The sequence below is a fragment of the Acetivibrio ethanolgignens genome (genome assembly GCF_001461035.1).
Lineage (GTDB): Bacteria > Bacillota > Clostridia > Lachnospirales > Lachnospiraceae > Velocimicrobium > Velocimicrobium ethanolgignens.
Genome location: NZ_LNAM01000155.1, coordinates 20,231 through 34,631 on the forward strand (window position 1 = coordinate 20,231; position 14,401 = coordinate 34,631).

At 44.0% G+C, this 14,401-nt stretch carries 12 protein-coding genes; all 12 read left to right on the top strand.

All coding sequences use genetic code 11. The features are described from left to right. The first annotated feature begins 55 nt into the window (after positions 1 to 55). The 12 genes from dapA (at position 56) to ASU35_RS09675 (ending at position 14,230) form a co-directional block, all read left to right on the top strand. The gene (dapA, locus tag ASU35_RS09620; RefSeq protein ID WP_058352809.1) at positions 56 to 940 is read left to right on the top strand and encodes a 4-hydroxy-tetrahydrodipicolinate synthase; all 885 of its coding nucleotides are present in this window, start codon (positions 56 to 58) and stop codon (positions 938 to 940) included. Positions 941 to 975: 35 nt separating this feature from the next. Next, positions 976 to 1,731, top strand: coding sequence for a 4-hydroxy-tetrahydrodipicolinate reductase (gene dapB / locus ASU35_RS09625; protein ID WP_058352810.1), 756 nt, complete (start codon positions 976 to 978; stop codon positions 1,729 to 1,731). A 192-nt stretch (positions 1,732 to 1,923) separates the two neighbouring features. Further along, on the top strand, positions 1,924 to 4,008 hold the full coding sequence (locus ASU35_RS09630; RefSeq protein WP_083504228.1) for a PTS sugar transporter subunit IIABC: 2,085 nt from the start codon (positions 1,924 to 1,926) through the stop codon (positions 4,006 to 4,008). A 47-nt stretch (positions 4,009 to 4,055) separates the two neighbouring features. Next, positions 4,056 to 4,898, top strand: coding sequence for a PRD domain-containing protein (locus ASU35_RS09635; protein ID WP_058352811.1), 843 nt, complete (start codon positions 4,056 to 4,058; stop codon positions 4,896 to 4,898). A gap of 98 nt (positions 4,899 to 4,996) precedes the next feature. Beyond that, entirely contained in the window at positions 4,997 to 5,701 is a 705-nt protein-coding gene (locus ASU35_RS09640; protein ID WP_058352812.1) for an ABC transporter ATP-binding protein, read from the top strand. Positions 5,702 to 5,716: 15 nt separating this feature from the next. Then, entirely contained in the window at positions 5,717 to 9,007 is a 3,291-nt protein-coding gene (locus ASU35_RS09645; protein WP_058352813.1) for an FtsX-like permease family protein, read from the top strand. 118 nt (positions 9,008 to 9,125) lie between these two features. Beyond that, on the top strand, positions 9,126 to 10,448 hold the full coding sequence (gene rsxC / locus ASU35_RS09650) for an electron transport complex subunit RsxC (protein WP_058352814.1): 1,323 nt from the start codon (positions 9,126 to 9,128) through the stop codon (positions 10,446 to 10,448). A 13-nt stretch (positions 10,449 to 10,461) separates the two neighbouring features. Beyond that, a complete protein-coding gene (locus ASU35_RS09655) occupies positions 10,462 to 11,475 on the top strand; it encodes an RnfABCDGE type electron transport complex subunit D (protein ID WP_058352815.1) in 1,014 nt (337 codons plus the stop codon). Continuing rightward, a complete protein-coding gene (locus ASU35_RS09660; RefSeq protein WP_058352816.1) occupies positions 11,465 to 12,088 on the top strand; it encodes an RnfABCDGE type electron transport complex subunit G in 624 nt (207 codons plus the stop codon). The genes ASU35_RS09655 and ASU35_RS09660 overlap by 11 nt, the downstream gene beginning before the upstream one ends. A 16-nt stretch (positions 12,089 to 12,104) precedes the next feature. Next, positions 12,105 to 12,857, top strand: a complete 753-nt coding sequence (locus tag ASU35_RS09665; protein WP_058352817.1) for an RnfABCDGE type electron transport complex subunit E — start codon at positions 12,105 to 12,107, stop codon at positions 12,855 to 12,857. Next, on the top strand, positions 12,854 to 13,429 hold the full coding sequence (gene rsxA, locus ASU35_RS09670; protein WP_058352818.1) for an electron transport complex subunit RsxA: 576 nt from the start codon (positions 12,854 to 12,856) through the stop codon (positions 13,427 to 13,429). The genes ASU35_RS09665 and rsxA overlap by 4 nt, the downstream gene beginning before the upstream one ends. Before the next feature lie 9 nt (positions 13,430 to 13,438). Beyond that, complete coding sequence (locus tag ASU35_RS09675; protein WP_058352819.1) at positions 13,439 to 14,230, top strand: RnfABCDGE type electron transport complex subunit B; 792 nt, start codon at positions 13,439 to 13,441, stop codon at positions 14,228 to 14,230. Positions 14,231 to 14,401: the final 171 nt, after the last annotated feature.

A 14,401-nucleotide genomic window follows, 5' to 3' on the forward strand; every position in this document is an offset into this window, starting at 1 on the left:
ACCATATTTTTATAGAAGGCCGGTTTACTATTTTATTATTTGGGAGGAAAAGAATATGGCAATTTTTAAAGGAGCAGGTGTAGCGTTAGTAACACCGATGAATGAGGATGGAAGTGTAAATTTTGAAAAGCTGGAGGAGCTGGTAGAGCTTCATATTGCAAATGGAACAGATGCTATTATTGCCTGTGGAACAACGGGAGAGTCAGCGACTCTGCCGATTGAAGAGCATCTGGAGGTAATCCGTGTCTGCATTGAGGTGGCAAAGAAAAGAATACCGATTATTGCAGGAGCAGGCTCTAACTCTACAAGCAGTGCAATTTATACCTCAACTCAGTCTGAAAAGCTGGGAGCAGACGGGCTTTTACTGGTAACACCTTACTATAATAAGGCTACGCAGAATGGCCTCATTGCACACTTTACAACGATTGCAAATTCTGTTAAGATTCCGGCTATTTTATATAATGTAGGAAGCCGTACTGGTGTAAATATGGCGGCAGCTACTACGGCAAAGCTTGTTAAGACGGTGGATAATATTGTCGGTATCAAGGAAGCTAGTGGAAATATCAGCCAGGTTGCAGAAATCATGAGCCTGACCGATGGAAATATCGATTTATACTCTGGAAATGATGACCAGATTGTGCCTATTCTGTCTTTAGGAGGTATTGGTGTTATTTCCGTGCTTTCTAATGTGGCTCCAAGGGATACTCACGATATTGTTGCAAAATATCTGGCTGGTGATGTGGAAGGAAGCCGAAAGCTTCAGTTAAAGTATATTCCACTGATTAAGGCATTATTCTCAGAGGTAAACCCAATCCCGGTAAAGAAGGCTATGAGTCTGATGGGAATGGATACAGGAGTTTTAAGACTGCCATTGACAGAAATGGAACCGGAGCATGCTGCTGTTTTAGAGACAGAGCTTAGAAACACAGGTCTTTTATAAGAGCTGGGAAGCAAAGGAAAAGAGGGACAAAAGAAATGACAAGGATAATCATGCATGGCTGTAATGGTGCCATGGGACAGACAATTACCCGGCTGGTGAGAGAGGACGAAAATGCTGAAATCGTAGCCGGTATTGATACAAGAAATACGATAGATAATGGCTACCCGGTATTCCAGAGTCTTCGCCGGTGTGATGTTAAGGCAGATGTTATTATTGATTTCAGTTCAGCCCTAGCGGTAGATTCGTTGCTGGACAATGGGATTGCAAAGCAGCTTCCGATAGTGTTATGTACGACAGGCTTATCTGAGGAGCAGCTAAAAAAGGTGAAAATGAGCTCAGGAATGATACCGATTTTAAGGTCAGCAAATATGTCACTGGGAATTAATATGCTTATGAAGCTTTTGCAGGATGCTGTGAGAACGCTGGAGCCAGCAGGCTTTGATGTGGAAATCGTTGAAAAACACCACAATCAGAAAATAGATGCACCATCTGGTACTGCCCTGGCTTTAGCAGATTCTATCAATGCGGCTATGAATGACCAGTATGAGTATGTTTATGACCGCAGTCAGGTCCGCCAGAAGCGTCAGAAAAAAGAGCTTGGTATTTCTGCTGTCCGGGGAGGAACGATTGTTGGTGAACATGAGGTTATCTTTGCCGGAACCGATGAAGTAATTGAATTTAAGCACACCGCCTACTCCAAAGCCGTGTTTGCCAAGGGTGCGGTAGCGGCAGCGAAGTTTTTGGCAGGCAGAAGGCCGGGACTGTATGATATGAGCGATGTAATCCGGTAATTTACAATAAAAAAGCTTGACAGAGTTTTTTTGGTATGATAAGTTAATTATATGATATAGTATGTAACTTATTTGAGAATGAGGCATTAACTATACATAAATATTTTAGGATGTTTATGTGGGCTAATGCCTTTTTTTATTCGATAGGAAAGTGCGTCACATCAGCATCTGTATAAAAAGGAGAAAGAGACGATGAAAGACAAAATTTTTGGTATTTTGCAGCGTGTAGGAAGATCCTTTATGCTTCCGATTGCCATTCTCCCGGTTGCAGGGCTTTTACTGGGAATTGGCGGTTCTATGACAAATGAAACCATGCTTACCACCTATGGGCTTTTGGGGCTTTTAGGACCGGGCACGGCATTCCATGCAATTTTTGAGGTAATGAGTGAGGCAGGAAATATTGTATTTGCCAATCTTCCGATTATTTTTGCCTTGGGCGTTGCTATTGGTATGGCAAAAAAAGAAAAGGAAGTGGCTGCCCTGGCAGCAGCAATCGCCTTTTTTATCATGCATGCTTCTATTTCTGCCATGATAACGATTCATGGTGGAGCAGAGCAAATGCTGGCAGGAGCGACAGCCTCAGTCTGCGGAATCACTTCCTTACAGATGGGAGTGTTTGGTGGTATTATAGTAGGACTTGGCGTAGCAGCACTGCACAACAGGTATTATAAAATAGAGCTGCCACAGGTATTATCCTTTTTTGGCGGCACCCGTTTTGTTCCGATTATCTGTTCTCTGGTATATACGGCAGTAGGTATTGCTATGTTCTTTCTATGGCCGGTTGTTCAGAATGGGATTTATGCTGTAGGAGATGTGGTATTAAATTCTGGTTATGCGGGAACCTGGGTCTATGGTCTTATGGAGAGGCTTTTAATTCCATTCGGACTGCATCATGTATTTTACCTGCCATTTTGGCAGACTGCAGTAGGTGGTACCCTTGAAGTTGGTGGACAGATGGTTGAGGGAGCTCAGAACATTTTCTTTGCTCAGCTGGCAGATCCATCTGTAGAGCATTTTGCAGTATCGGCAACCAGATTTATGTCAGGAAAATTCCCGCTGATGATTTTTGGCCTTCCGGGAGCTGCTCTGGCGATGTATCATACAGCAAAACCGGAAAAAAGACAGGCAGTAGGAGGACTTTTGATGTCTGCAGCCCTTACCTCCATGCTTACCGGTATTACGGAGCCTCTGGAATTTACCTTTTTATTTGTCGCACCGCTTCTTTATGGAATTCACTGCGTTATGGCAGGTTTGGCTTATATGCTGATGCATGTATTCCAGGTTGCAGTAGGAATGACCTTTTCCGGCGGGCTGATTGATTTATTCCTGTTCGGTATTTTACAGGGAAATGCTAAGACAAACTGGATCTGGGTAGCGATTGTTGGTATTGGATATTTTACAGTGTATTATTTCCTGTTCCGGCTCCTAATTGTAAAACTGGATTTAAAGACTCCAGGGCGAGAGGACAGTGAGGAAGTAAAGCTGTATCGAAGAAGTGATGTAGAGGAAAAGAAAAAGGGCCAGAAGACAGAAGAAAAAGATGCTTTGTCAGCGGCAATCTGCCGGGGACTGGGCGGTAAGAAAAATATTTCTGATGTGGACTGCTGTGCGACGAGGCTTCGTTGCACCGTAAAGGATTCGGCACTGGTAGAGGATAGGGTGCTGAAGGGAACAGGAGCTTCCGGTGTTGTTCATAAGGGAAATGGAGTTCAGATTATTTATGGACCGCGGGTATCTGTGATTAAATCCAATCTGGAGGATTACTTAGAGACAGCACCTGAGAAGGTGGAAATTAAGGAAGAAAGAAAGCTGGTAAGAACGGAGATTATTTCCAGTCCAATTACCGGAACGGCAATGGACTTATCCAAAACACCAGATGAGGCCTTTGCAGGACGCATGATGGGAGATGGTGCAGCAGTAGCACCAGAGGATGCAGTTGTAAGAGCACCAGAGGATGGAGAGGTGTGCTTCATCTTTGATACAAAGCATGCGATTGGCTTTGAAACAGCCGCAGGCATCGGCCTTTTAATCCATTTAGGCATTGATACAGTAAAGCTTGGCGGCAGTGGCTTTGAGGTATTGGTGGAAGGCGGACAGAAGGTAGAAAAGGGAACCCCTTTAATTAAGATGGATTTGGAGTATCTGAAGCAGAATGCTCCTTCCCTGGTTTCTCCGGTTATTTGTACAGAATTGGGAGATAATGAAAAGGTGCGTTTGCTAAAGGAAGGTACGGTTCAGGCGGGAGAGAGCCTGTTTGCAGTTGATTTCTACGAATAAGCAGAATAAAATAGAAGTGAAAAAAGGTCAGAAACGGGGAAGAGTTTATGTACAGAGTAACAAAGGTGCTGAATCATAATGCTGTAATTGTGGTTAGTGATGATAATCAGCAGGAATACATGATTATGGGAAAGGGAGCCGGCTTTGGAAAAAGAGTCGGTGAACAGATTGAGCTAAGGCAGCAGGATATCGTTTATTCGCTCCAGGAGTCTACAGAGCGGGGAGCTGTAAAGGAGCTGGTGAAATCCATAACGCCTGTTTATCTGGAGATTGCAGCAGAGCTTTTAGAGGAAGCAAAAAAGACCTTTGGAAAAATCGATCAGAGAATACTCTTTCCCCTGGCTGACCATCTGGAATTTGCAGTAGCCCGGATTAGGAAGGGAGAGCAGATTAGCAACCCTCTGACAGAGGATATCCGTGTTTTGTTTCCTGAGGAATTTAAAACAGCAAAGTCCGCCGGTGGGATTTTGAAGAATCGTCTTCAGGCAGAGATTTCAGAGGATGAGATAGGCTATATTGCTCTGCATATTCATTCTGCTATTGAGGATGATAAGGTTTCAGAGGCGATGCAGATGGCCCGGGCAGTTAGAGAATGTATTTCTCTGATTGAAGGGGAAGGCGGATTGACAATCCAGACGGCGTCCTTGTCATATAACCGATTGATGAATCATATCCGTTATATGATTGCGAGGGCTGTAAGTGGAGAACAGCTTAAGGTTAATATGAATGATTATATGGGTGTTAGGTTTCCAAAGGCATTTCAGATGGCAGAGAATGTCTGTGACGAGATTGCAAGGAATTTGAAATGTGAATTAAGTGAAGAAGAAATCGGGTATCTGGCAATGCATATCGAAAGGGTGCTGAGTGACGAAGAAAAAGCCCTGAGGTGAGAGTGAAAATGGTCATTTTGTTCTTGGACAGAATGACCATTTATGTTATGATAGAGGTAGATTTTACTGGGTACGGAAAATCAGAAAGGAGGCAAAGCATGTATGAATTTGTTGATTTAAGAGATGTGGTAAAGGAATATCATATGGGAGAGGTATCAATTAAAGCCGTTAATGGGATTAATTTTCAGATAAAAGAGGGAGAATTTGTAGTTATTGTAGGACCGAGCGGTGCAGGCAAGACAACGGTTCTAAATATTCTGGGAGGCATGGATTCGGCGACTTTTGGACAAATTATCGTTGGTGGCCAGGATATTGGAAAATTTAATGAAAAGCAGCTGACCAGTTACCGCAGGGATGATATTGGCTTTGTGTTCCAGTTTTACAATCTGGTACAGAACCTGACGGCAAAGGAAAATGTGGAGCTGGCTCTGCAGATTTGTAAAAATCCGCGGGAGGCAGAGGAGGTGCTTACAGAGGTTGGCTTAGGAGAGCGTTTGGATAATTTTCCGTCACAGCTGTCCGGTGGTGAGCAGCAGCGTGTGGCGATAGCCAGGGCACTAGCCAAAAATCCAAAGCTTCTTTTATGTGATGAGCCCACAGGGGCACTGGACTATAATACAGGGAAACAGATTTTAAAGCTCCTTCAGGATACCTGCCGGGAGCGGAAGATGACGGTTATTGTTATTACCCATAACTCGGCGATAGCACCAATGGCAGACCGGGTAATTAAGATTAAAAATGGTACGGTAAGTAAGGTAACAGAGAATATAGAGCCGATGTCTGTTGAGGATATCGAATGGTAAGAGGATAGGTAGGGAATGAAGACAAAAGCACTGAGAAAAGAATTTTACATGGAGATAAAAAAGACCTACAACCGGTTTCTGTCCATTTTTCTTATTGTAGCTCTAGGTGTAGCCTTTTTCTCTGGAATCCGGGCTTCTGAGCCGGATATGGAGTTGTCTGCAGATAAGTTTTATGACGAGAATAATTATATGGATATCCGTGTTTTAAGCACATTGGGACTTACCAAAGAGGATGTCAGTGCACTAAAGGCGGTAAAGGGTGTTGAAGCAGTTGTTCCTTCTTATTCAACGGATGTGCTTTCCTTCCGGGAAGATGGAATGTATACTTTAAAGGTATTTTCTGTGTCGGAGCAGCTAAATGAGATTACACCAATCAAAGGAAGGTTGCCGGAAAAGTCCGGAGAATGTATTCTGGACAGTGGCTTGGAGGAATTTGGCTATAAGCTAGGAGATAGGATTACGATAGAATCGGGAACGGAGGCTGCTATTTCGGACAGCTTTGCTGTGACAGAGTACACGGTTGTCGGTATGGGAATTACACCGGCATATCTTTCTGTACAAAGAGAGAGCAGCCGGATTGGCAGAGGCTATGTAGATGGCTTTATGGCGGTTCCGGAAGAGGACTTTGACATGGAGGCCTATACGGAAATCTATCTTTCTGTGGCTGGGGCAAAGGAGCTTGTAAGCTACCGGGCGGATTATCAGGATCTGGTAGATGGTGTAATTGATGCTGTTCGGGTCATACAGCCAGAGCGGGAGAATGCCAGGTACCAGGAGGTAAAAACAGAGGCAGATGAAAAAATAGCAGATGCAGAAAAAGAGCTGGCTGATGGTAAAAAAGAGGCCGAGGAAAAGCTTTTGGATGGTTATAAAAAGATAACCGATGCAAAGCAGGAGCTTTCCGATGGAAAGAAAGAAATCGCTGACGGCAAAAAAGAAATTGCAGAGAATAAAAAGAAGCTTACAGATGCCCAGAAAGAAATCGATGCCGGCGAAAAAAAGCTGGCTGATGGTAAAAAGAATTATGAGAAGGGAAAAAAGGAGCTGGAGGTAAATAAGCTTGAACTGAAAGAAAAGAAAGCAGAGCTTTTGAAGGGAAAGAGTAAGCTGGAGGCTGGTAAAAAGGAGCTGGAGACAAAAAAAGAAGAGCTGAAGGCTCAGGAAGTACAGTTTGAACAGGCAAAGGCTGCAGGACTTTTAGATGAGGCGACAGTTGCGGCTACCCAGCAGGGCCTGGAAGCAGGAAAGCAGCAGCTGGCAGCAGCAGAGGCTGAGCTTTCTAAATCAGAAAAGGAAATTTTAGCTGGTGAGAGGCAGCTTTCGGAAGGCGAAAAGCAGCTGGCTGCTGGTGAAAGGGAGCTTGCTAAGGCGAAGGAGACTCTGGAAGCCTCTGAAAAAGAGCTTTCCAAGGGACAAAAGGAGATTGATAAGGGACTCAGAGAGCTTGCCAAGGCAGAGAAGGAAATAAAAGATGGAGAGAAGGAGCTTTTAGAGGGCGAGGAAGAGCTTGCTGAAAAGGAAGCAAAATACTGGGAAGAAAAAGCAAAGGCAGATAAGGAAATAGCAGATGCCGAAGAGGAGCTTTCTGATGCAAAGAGGGAGCTGGCAGATCTGGAAATGCCAAAGTGGTATGTACTGGGTAGGGAGTATTCCCAGGTATATACAGAATTTGGGCAGAATGCAGAGCGAATTGGAGCGATTGGAGAGGTGTTCCCTGTATTTTTCTTCCTGATAGCAGCCTTGGTTTGCCTGACTACTATGACCCGTATGGTAGAGGAGGAGAGAACTCAGATTGGCACCTTAAAGGCACTGGGCTACAGCCGGAGCTCGATTGCTGCCAAATATCTTTTATATGCAGGACTTGCCAGTTTAAGTGGCGGTATTTTTGGAGCTTTGGTTGGACAAAAGATATTACCGATGGTTATTGTAAACGCTTACCGGATGATGTATGTAAATCTTCCCTACTGCCTGCTTCCATATAATATGTGGTACAGTGTGACGTCTATTGCGATAGTTATGGCATGCACAGTGCTGGCAGCTTATTTTGCTTGTATGAAAGAGCTTCGTACGAATGCGGCCCAGCTGATGAGGCCGGAGGCTCCAAAGGCAGGTAAGCGGGTGCTTTTAGAGCGGATGGAGTTTATCTGGAGGCGGCTGTCCTTTGGACAAAAATCCAGTGTGCGGAACCTTTTCCGTTATAAGAAGCGGTTCTTTATGACTATTATTGGAATTGGCGGTTGCATGGCATTACTTTTGGTTGGCTTTGGCGTAAAGGATTCTATTTTTAATATAGCAAGGTTTCAGTATGAAGAGCTGTTCCATTACAGCGGCTCTATTATAAAAAAGGAGGCTGCCAGTGAAAAAGAGCTTTCCCAGCTGTATGAGTATTTGGATAGTAATAAAAATATCCAGAGCTATCTTCCGGTGTATCAGACCTCGGTTAATCTGACCGCAGGCACAACAGAAAAAAATGCCTATCTAGTGTGTCCGGAAAACACAGGGGAATTCGGTAACTATATCAGGTTTCGTGACCGACTTTCCCAAGAGGAATATGCACTAACAGAGGATATGGAGGGCATTATCCTGACAGAGAAGATGGCATCCATGCTGGGTGTCGGAGTTGGAGATACGGTTACGATTAAGCTGGATGATACGACGCGGGCAGATGCAACAATTACATATATTACGGAAAATTATGCACTGCATTATGTATACTTAAGTGCAGGTGTTTATGAGAAGCTGTTCGGAGAATATCCGGAATTTAACCTTTTATTTTATGAGACTTATGATAGCTCAGAAATAGCCAGGGATACCTTTGCAAAAGAAGTCCTTAATTATGAAGCAGCCTCTGAAGTCCAGTCAAATGCGGAGGCAAAGAAGAATGTAGAGGATATGCTGGACTCTTTAAATGTTGTGGTTTATGTATTGATTATTTGTGCTGGACTCCTTGCCTTTGTTGTCCTGTACAATCTTAACAATATTAATATCAACGAAAGACGCCGGGAGCTGGCAACCTTACGGGTACTGGGCTTTTATAATCGGGAGGTGGCAGCTTATGTATACCGGGAGAGTATCATGCTGACCGGGATCGGTATTGTAGTAGGTATATTTTTAGGAATTGTACTCCATCGCTATGTTATTTTAACAGCAGAGATTGATATGCTGATGTTTGGTAGAAATATTAACAAAATCAGCTTCCTGTACAGTGCAATTCTAACCGCTGTATTTTCGGCCCTGATTAACTGGATTATGTATTTTAAGCTGAAAAAGATAGATATGGTGGAATCTCTGAAAAGTATTGAATAGGCGAAAAAGGTCGTTAGTTAAATATCTAACGACCTTTTCTCTTGAATAGTGCATAAAAATACGATAGAATAAAGAGGTATGAAATTTGGGAATAAGAACAGAAGGGAGACGCGTTAAAATGTCAGCAGGAACATTTAAAGGGGGCATTCATCCTTTTGAGGGTAAAGATTTATCAAAGGATCTGCCCACAAAGGTTGTTCTGCCAAAGGGTGATTTGGTATATCCCCTGTCACAGCATATTGGTGCTCCGGCAACTCCGGTTGTAGCCGCGGGTGACAAGGTATTGGTAGGACAGCGTATTGGTGAAAGTGCCGGCTTTGTTTCGGCAAATATCTGCAGCTCCGTATCAGGAACCGTAAAGGCAATCGAAAAACGTCTGATGGTGTCAGGTGCGATGGGAGATGCTATTGTTATCGAAAATGATAATGAGTATACTCCAATCAAGGGCCTGGGCGAGGAAAGAGACTATACAAAGCTCACCAAGGAGGAAATCCGTCAGTACATTAAGGATGCCGGTATCGTAGGTATGGGTGGAGCAGGTTTCCCAACCCATATTAAGCTGACTCCGAAGGATGAAAATGCCATTGATTATGTACTGGTAAACGGAGCTGAGTGTGAGCCGTATCTGACCTCCGATTACCGTATGATGTTAGAGGAGCCGGAAAAGATTGTTGGTGGTTTAAAGGTTATTTTAAGATTATTTGATAATGCAAAGGGACTTATCTGTATTGAGGATAATAAGCCGGAGGCAATTAAGATTTTAACTGATTTGGTAAAGAAGGAAGACCGTGTGGAGGTAAAGGTATTAAAAACCAAGTATCCACAGGGTGCAGAGCGTCAGGTTATTTATGCGGCAACCGGCAGAAGCATTAATTCTTCTATGCTGCCAGCAGATGCAGGCTGTGTTGTAAATAATATTGATACCGTAATCTCTGTATATATGGCAGTATGTAAGTCAACTCCATTAATTCGTAGAATTGTAACGGTAACAGGAGATGCTGTGAAGACTCCTCAGAACTTTAATGTTAAAACAGGAACCAACTATGCAGAGTTAATTGAAGAGGCTGGTGGTTTTACTGCTGAGCCTGCAAAAATCGTTTCTGGTGGACCTATGATGGGTATGGCATTGTTTGACATCAATGTGCCTGTGACGAAAACAAGCTCCGCACTTCTCTGCCTTACAAAGGATGAAGTGGCTGAGCAGGAGCCGACAGCATGCATTCGTTGCGGACGTTGTGCAGAGGTCTGTCCAAGCCATTTGATTCCGCAGAAAATGCTGGAATATGCAGAAAAATTTGATGATGAAGGCTTCCAGAGGCTTTACGGTATGGAATGCTATGAGTGTGGCAGCTGTACCTATGTATGTCCTGCCAGAAGACGTCTGACACAGGCCTTCAAGCAGACAAGAAGAAGTATTCTTGACAGCAGAAGAAAGAAGTAGGAGGTAGAGAAAAGTGAGCAATTTATTAAACGTATCCGCATCTCCTCATGTCAGAAGCCAGGTGACAACAAGGGTTATCATGAGAGATGTTGCGATTGCACTTTTGCCGGCTGCAGCCTTTGGAGTCTTTAATTTCGGAATAAAGGCTCTGATTACAATCCTTACCTGTATTGCAGCCAGTGTATTATCAGAATACATATATGAAAAAGTGTTGCATAAGCCGATTACTACCGGAGATTACAGTGCCGTAGTAACCGGACTTTTGCTGGCGATGAACCTGCCGGCTACAGCTCCAATCTGGATGAGCATTATTGGCAGCGTATTTGCGATTATTGTGGTAAAGCAGCTGTTTGGTGGATTGGGACAGAACTTTATGAACCCGGCACTGGCAGCCAGATGCTTCCTTTTAATTTCCTTTACCGGAAGAATGACGGATTTTAATATAAAGACTATAGAAATTTCCACATCAACGGTGGATTCAGTGGTATCTGCAACAGCCTCTGCTACCGCTGCAGATGCTCTGGCAACAGCAACACCTTTAGGCGTATTAGAGGGCGGTGGAGCTGTTAATGTGCTGGATATGTTTCTGGGACTTACAAAGGGTACTATTGGTGAAACCTCTGCAATTTGCATTTTAATTGGAGCGGCTTATCTTTTAGCGAGAAGGGTAATTTCCTTTAGAATTCCGGGAGCTTATCTTGGAGCCTTTGCTGTTTTTATCTTGATTTTTGGAGGGCATGGCCTTGATATGAACTACCTGGCTGCACAGCTTTGTGGTGGCGGGCTTTTGCTGGGAGCCTTTTTTATGGCGACCGATTATGTTACCAGTCCGATTACACCAAGGGGGCAGCTGGTATTTGGCGTACTGTTAGGTATCCTTACCGGCATTTTCCGTATTTTTGGTGGAAGTGCAGAGGGTGTATCCTATGCCATTATTTTCTGTAACCTGTTAGTGCCTCTGATTGAAAGAGTGACAATTCCGACACCATTCGGTATCAGAAAGGAGGCTGCAAGCAATGCAAAATAAAAATACAATGTGGAAGGACACCTTAAGTCTTTTTGCCATTACTTTAGTAGCTGGCGGTCTGTTGGGTCTTGTTTATCAGGTGACAAAGGAGCCGATTGCTCTGGCAAAATACAATAAAAAGCAGGAAGCCTACAAAGCAGTCTATGCGGATGCAGCTTCTTTTGAAGAAAATAGTGATTTAAGTTCTGCAGTAGCTTCTGCAGAGGAAGCTCTTGCCAATGCAGGTATTACCGGTGTGTATATTTCAGAAGCTCTGGAAGCCAGGGATGCTTCCGGTGAAACCATTGGCTACGTTATGAACTTTGGTTCCAATGAAGGCTATGGCGGGGCTGTTGATTTATCCTGCGGAATCGCAAAGGATGGAACCTTGACCGGCCTTTCCGTGCTTTCCATGAGTGAAACAGCAGGTCTGGGAGCGAAGTGTACAGAAGAAGCCTTCCAGGCACAGTTTGCCGGAATCAAGGCTGATAGTATAGCGTATACCAAGACTGGAAGGTCTGCGGATAATGAAATTGATGCTATCGGTGGTGCAACCATTACAACAACAGCAGTTACCAAGGCTGTGAATGGAGCGTTAGCTTTTATTCATGCCAATGGGGAGCTCAGTAAATAACACAGGAGGGAGAAAGTTGAATAAGTATTTAGAACGTTTATATAACGGTATTACCAAAGAAAACCCGACCTTTGTCCTGATGCTGGGTATGTGTCCGACATTGGCGGTAACAGTTTCTGGTATGAATGGCCTGGGTATGGGTCTGACAACGACAGCGGTACTGGTATTATCTAATGCCATGATTTCCCTGCTTCGTAAGGTAATTCCGGATAAGGTTCGTATTCCGGCCTTTATCGTAGTAGTAGCATCCTTTGTAACAATCATTCAGTTCTTATTAGAGGCATATATTCCGGCATTAAACGAAGCTTTGGGCTTATATATTCCTCTGATTGTAGTTAACTGCATCATTTTAGGCCGTGCAGAGGCTTATGCTTCCAGGAATGGTGTGCTTTTATCTATCTTTGATGGTCTTGGTATGGGATTTGGCTTTACCGTGGGTCTTACCTGCATCGGTATTGTCCGCGAGCTGATTGGAAGCGGCAAAATCTTTGGATTTGGTCTGATGCCGGCCAGCTATGAGCCTGCGACTATTTTTGTCCTGGCACCAGGTGCTTTCTTTGTTCTGGCTTTGCTGACCGCACTGCAGAACAAGTTTAAGGCTCCGTCTGCGACCAATGCAACTGGTGATGTGGCAATTGCCTGTGGCGGTAACTGTGCAAGCTGCAGTGGTACAGCCTGTGCGGCTAACCACGGTATCCTGGAGGCAGAGCGTGCAGCGAAGAAGGCAGAGACTCTGAGGGCACTAAAGGAAAGGAGGAGTAATTCATGAAGGAGTTAATTATTATCCTGATTGCATCCGCACTGGTAAATAACGTAGTATTGAGCCAGTTTTTAGGTATCTGCCCTTTTCTTGGTGTATCAAAGAGAGTGGAAACTGCAGCCGGTATGGGTGCAGCAGTTCTATTCGTTATTACGATTGCATCAGCAGTTACTTACTTAATCTATGCTTTTGTTTTGGAGAAGCTGGATGTTACTTATCTGCAGACGATTGTATTTATTCTGGTAATTGCAGCCCTGGTTCAGTTTGTGGAAATGGTTTTAAAGAAGCTGATGCCGGCACTTTACAGTGCTCTGGGCGTATATCTGCCATTGATTACAACAAACTGTGCAGTGCTCGGTGTTGCGATTAACAATGTGAAGAAGGAGTATACTTTTTTAGAGAGCATGGCAAATGGTATCGGAACCAGTATTGGTTTCTTGATTTCCATTGTTATCATGGCTGGTATCCGGGAACGGATTGAGGATAATGACATTCCGAATGTTATGAAGGGCTCTCCGATTGTTTTAGTGACAGCTGGACTTATGGCAATCGCATTCTGCGGTTTTGCCGGATTATTATAATAGGAGGTCATGAAAATGAACGGAATTGTATTAGCAGCACTGGTAATTGGTATTACCGGCGTTCTAATTGGCCTGCTTTTAGGTGTGGCCGGCAAGATTTTTGCAGTCGAGGTAGACGAAAGAGTAGTCAAGGTTCGTGAACAGCTTCCGGGCAATAACTGCGGTGGCTGTGGTTTCGCAGGCTGTGATGCTCTGGCAGAAGCCATTGTTAAAGGCGAAGCCCCGGTAAATGGCTGTCCTGTTGGTGGGCCGAATGTAGCAGCGGCTATTGGAGAAATTATGGGCTCTGCTGCTGGTGATATGGAAAAGCAGGTGGCTTTTGTAAAATGTAATGGAACCTGTGATAAAACAGAAATCAAATATAATTATTATGGAATCCATGACTGTCGTAAGCTGGCATTGATTCCGGGACATGGTGAGAAGAAGTGTGCCTATGGATGTATGGGCTATGGCTCCTGTGTCAGTGAGTGTAATTTTGATGCCATCCACATTGTAAATGGTGTTGCGCTGGTAGACAAGGAAAAGTGTGTAGCCTGTGGTCAGTGTATCAAGGCCTGTCCAAACCACTTAATTGAGCTGGTGCCTTATGGGGCAAAGCATCTGGTACGTTGTAGCTCTCATGACAAGGGTAAGGATGTAAAGGCAGCCTGTGAAACGGGATGCATCGGCTGTGGTATCTGTGCAAAGCAGTGTGAAGTCGGTGCGATTACCCTGGAAAACAATCTGGCCTATATTGATCAGAGCAAGTGTACCAAGTGTGGTAAATGTGCTGAGAAGTGCCCTGCAAAGATTATTTTATAGGAAGATATTCAGAATGGAAGAAAAGAGGAATGCCTTGTAACGAGGTGCTCCTCTTTTCTTCCATTCTAAATTCAGTTCCTTTGTGTTGTTAAATGGATGGTATTTAATCTATGTAGTGTCTGCTGATTAAGCAGACATTTGCAACTTCCAACTCTTACATCTGCTCCAGTC

What these genes read in the sequence shown, in the direction of transcription:
- ASU35_RS09630 (WP_083504228.1), top strand. Translation starts at nt 1,924, where the DNA reads ATGAAAGACAAAATTTTTGGTATTTTGCAGCGTGTAGGAAGATCCTTT.
- ASU35_RS09635 (WP_058352811.1), top strand. Translation starts at nt 4,056, where the DNA reads ATGTACAGAGTAACAAAGGTGCTGAATCATAATGCTGTAATTGTGGTT.
- dapB (WP_058352810.1), top strand. Translation starts at nt 976, where the DNA reads ATGACAAGGATAATCATGCATGGCTGTAATGGTGCCATGGGACAGACA.
- ASU35_RS09660 (WP_058352816.1), top strand. Translation starts at nt 11,465, where the DNA reads ATGCAAAATAAAAATACAATGTGGAAGGACACCTTAAGTCTTTTTGCC.
- rsxC (WP_058352814.1), top strand. Translation starts at nt 9,126, where the DNA reads ATGTCAGCAGGAACATTTAAAGGGGGCATTCATCCTTTTGAGGGTAAA.
- ASU35_RS09675 (WP_058352819.1), top strand. Translation starts at nt 13,439, where the DNA reads ATGAAAATGAACGGAATTGTATTAGCAGCACTGGTAATTGGTATTACC.
- dapA (WP_058352809.1), top strand. Translation starts at nt 56, where the DNA reads ATGGCAATTTTTAAAGGAGCAGGTGTAGCGTTAGTAACACCGATGAAT.
- ASU35_RS09645 (WP_058352813.1), top strand. Translation starts at nt 5,717, where the DNA reads ATGAAGACAAAAGCACTGAGAAAAGAATTTTACATGGAGATAAAAAAG.
- rsxA (WP_058352818.1), top strand. Translation starts at nt 12,854, where the DNA reads ATGAAGGAGTTAATTATTATCCTGATTGCATCCGCACTGGTAAATAAC.
- ASU35_RS09640 (WP_058352812.1), top strand. Translation starts at nt 4,997, where the DNA reads ATGTATGAATTTGTTGATTTAAGAGATGTGGTAAAGGAATATCATATG.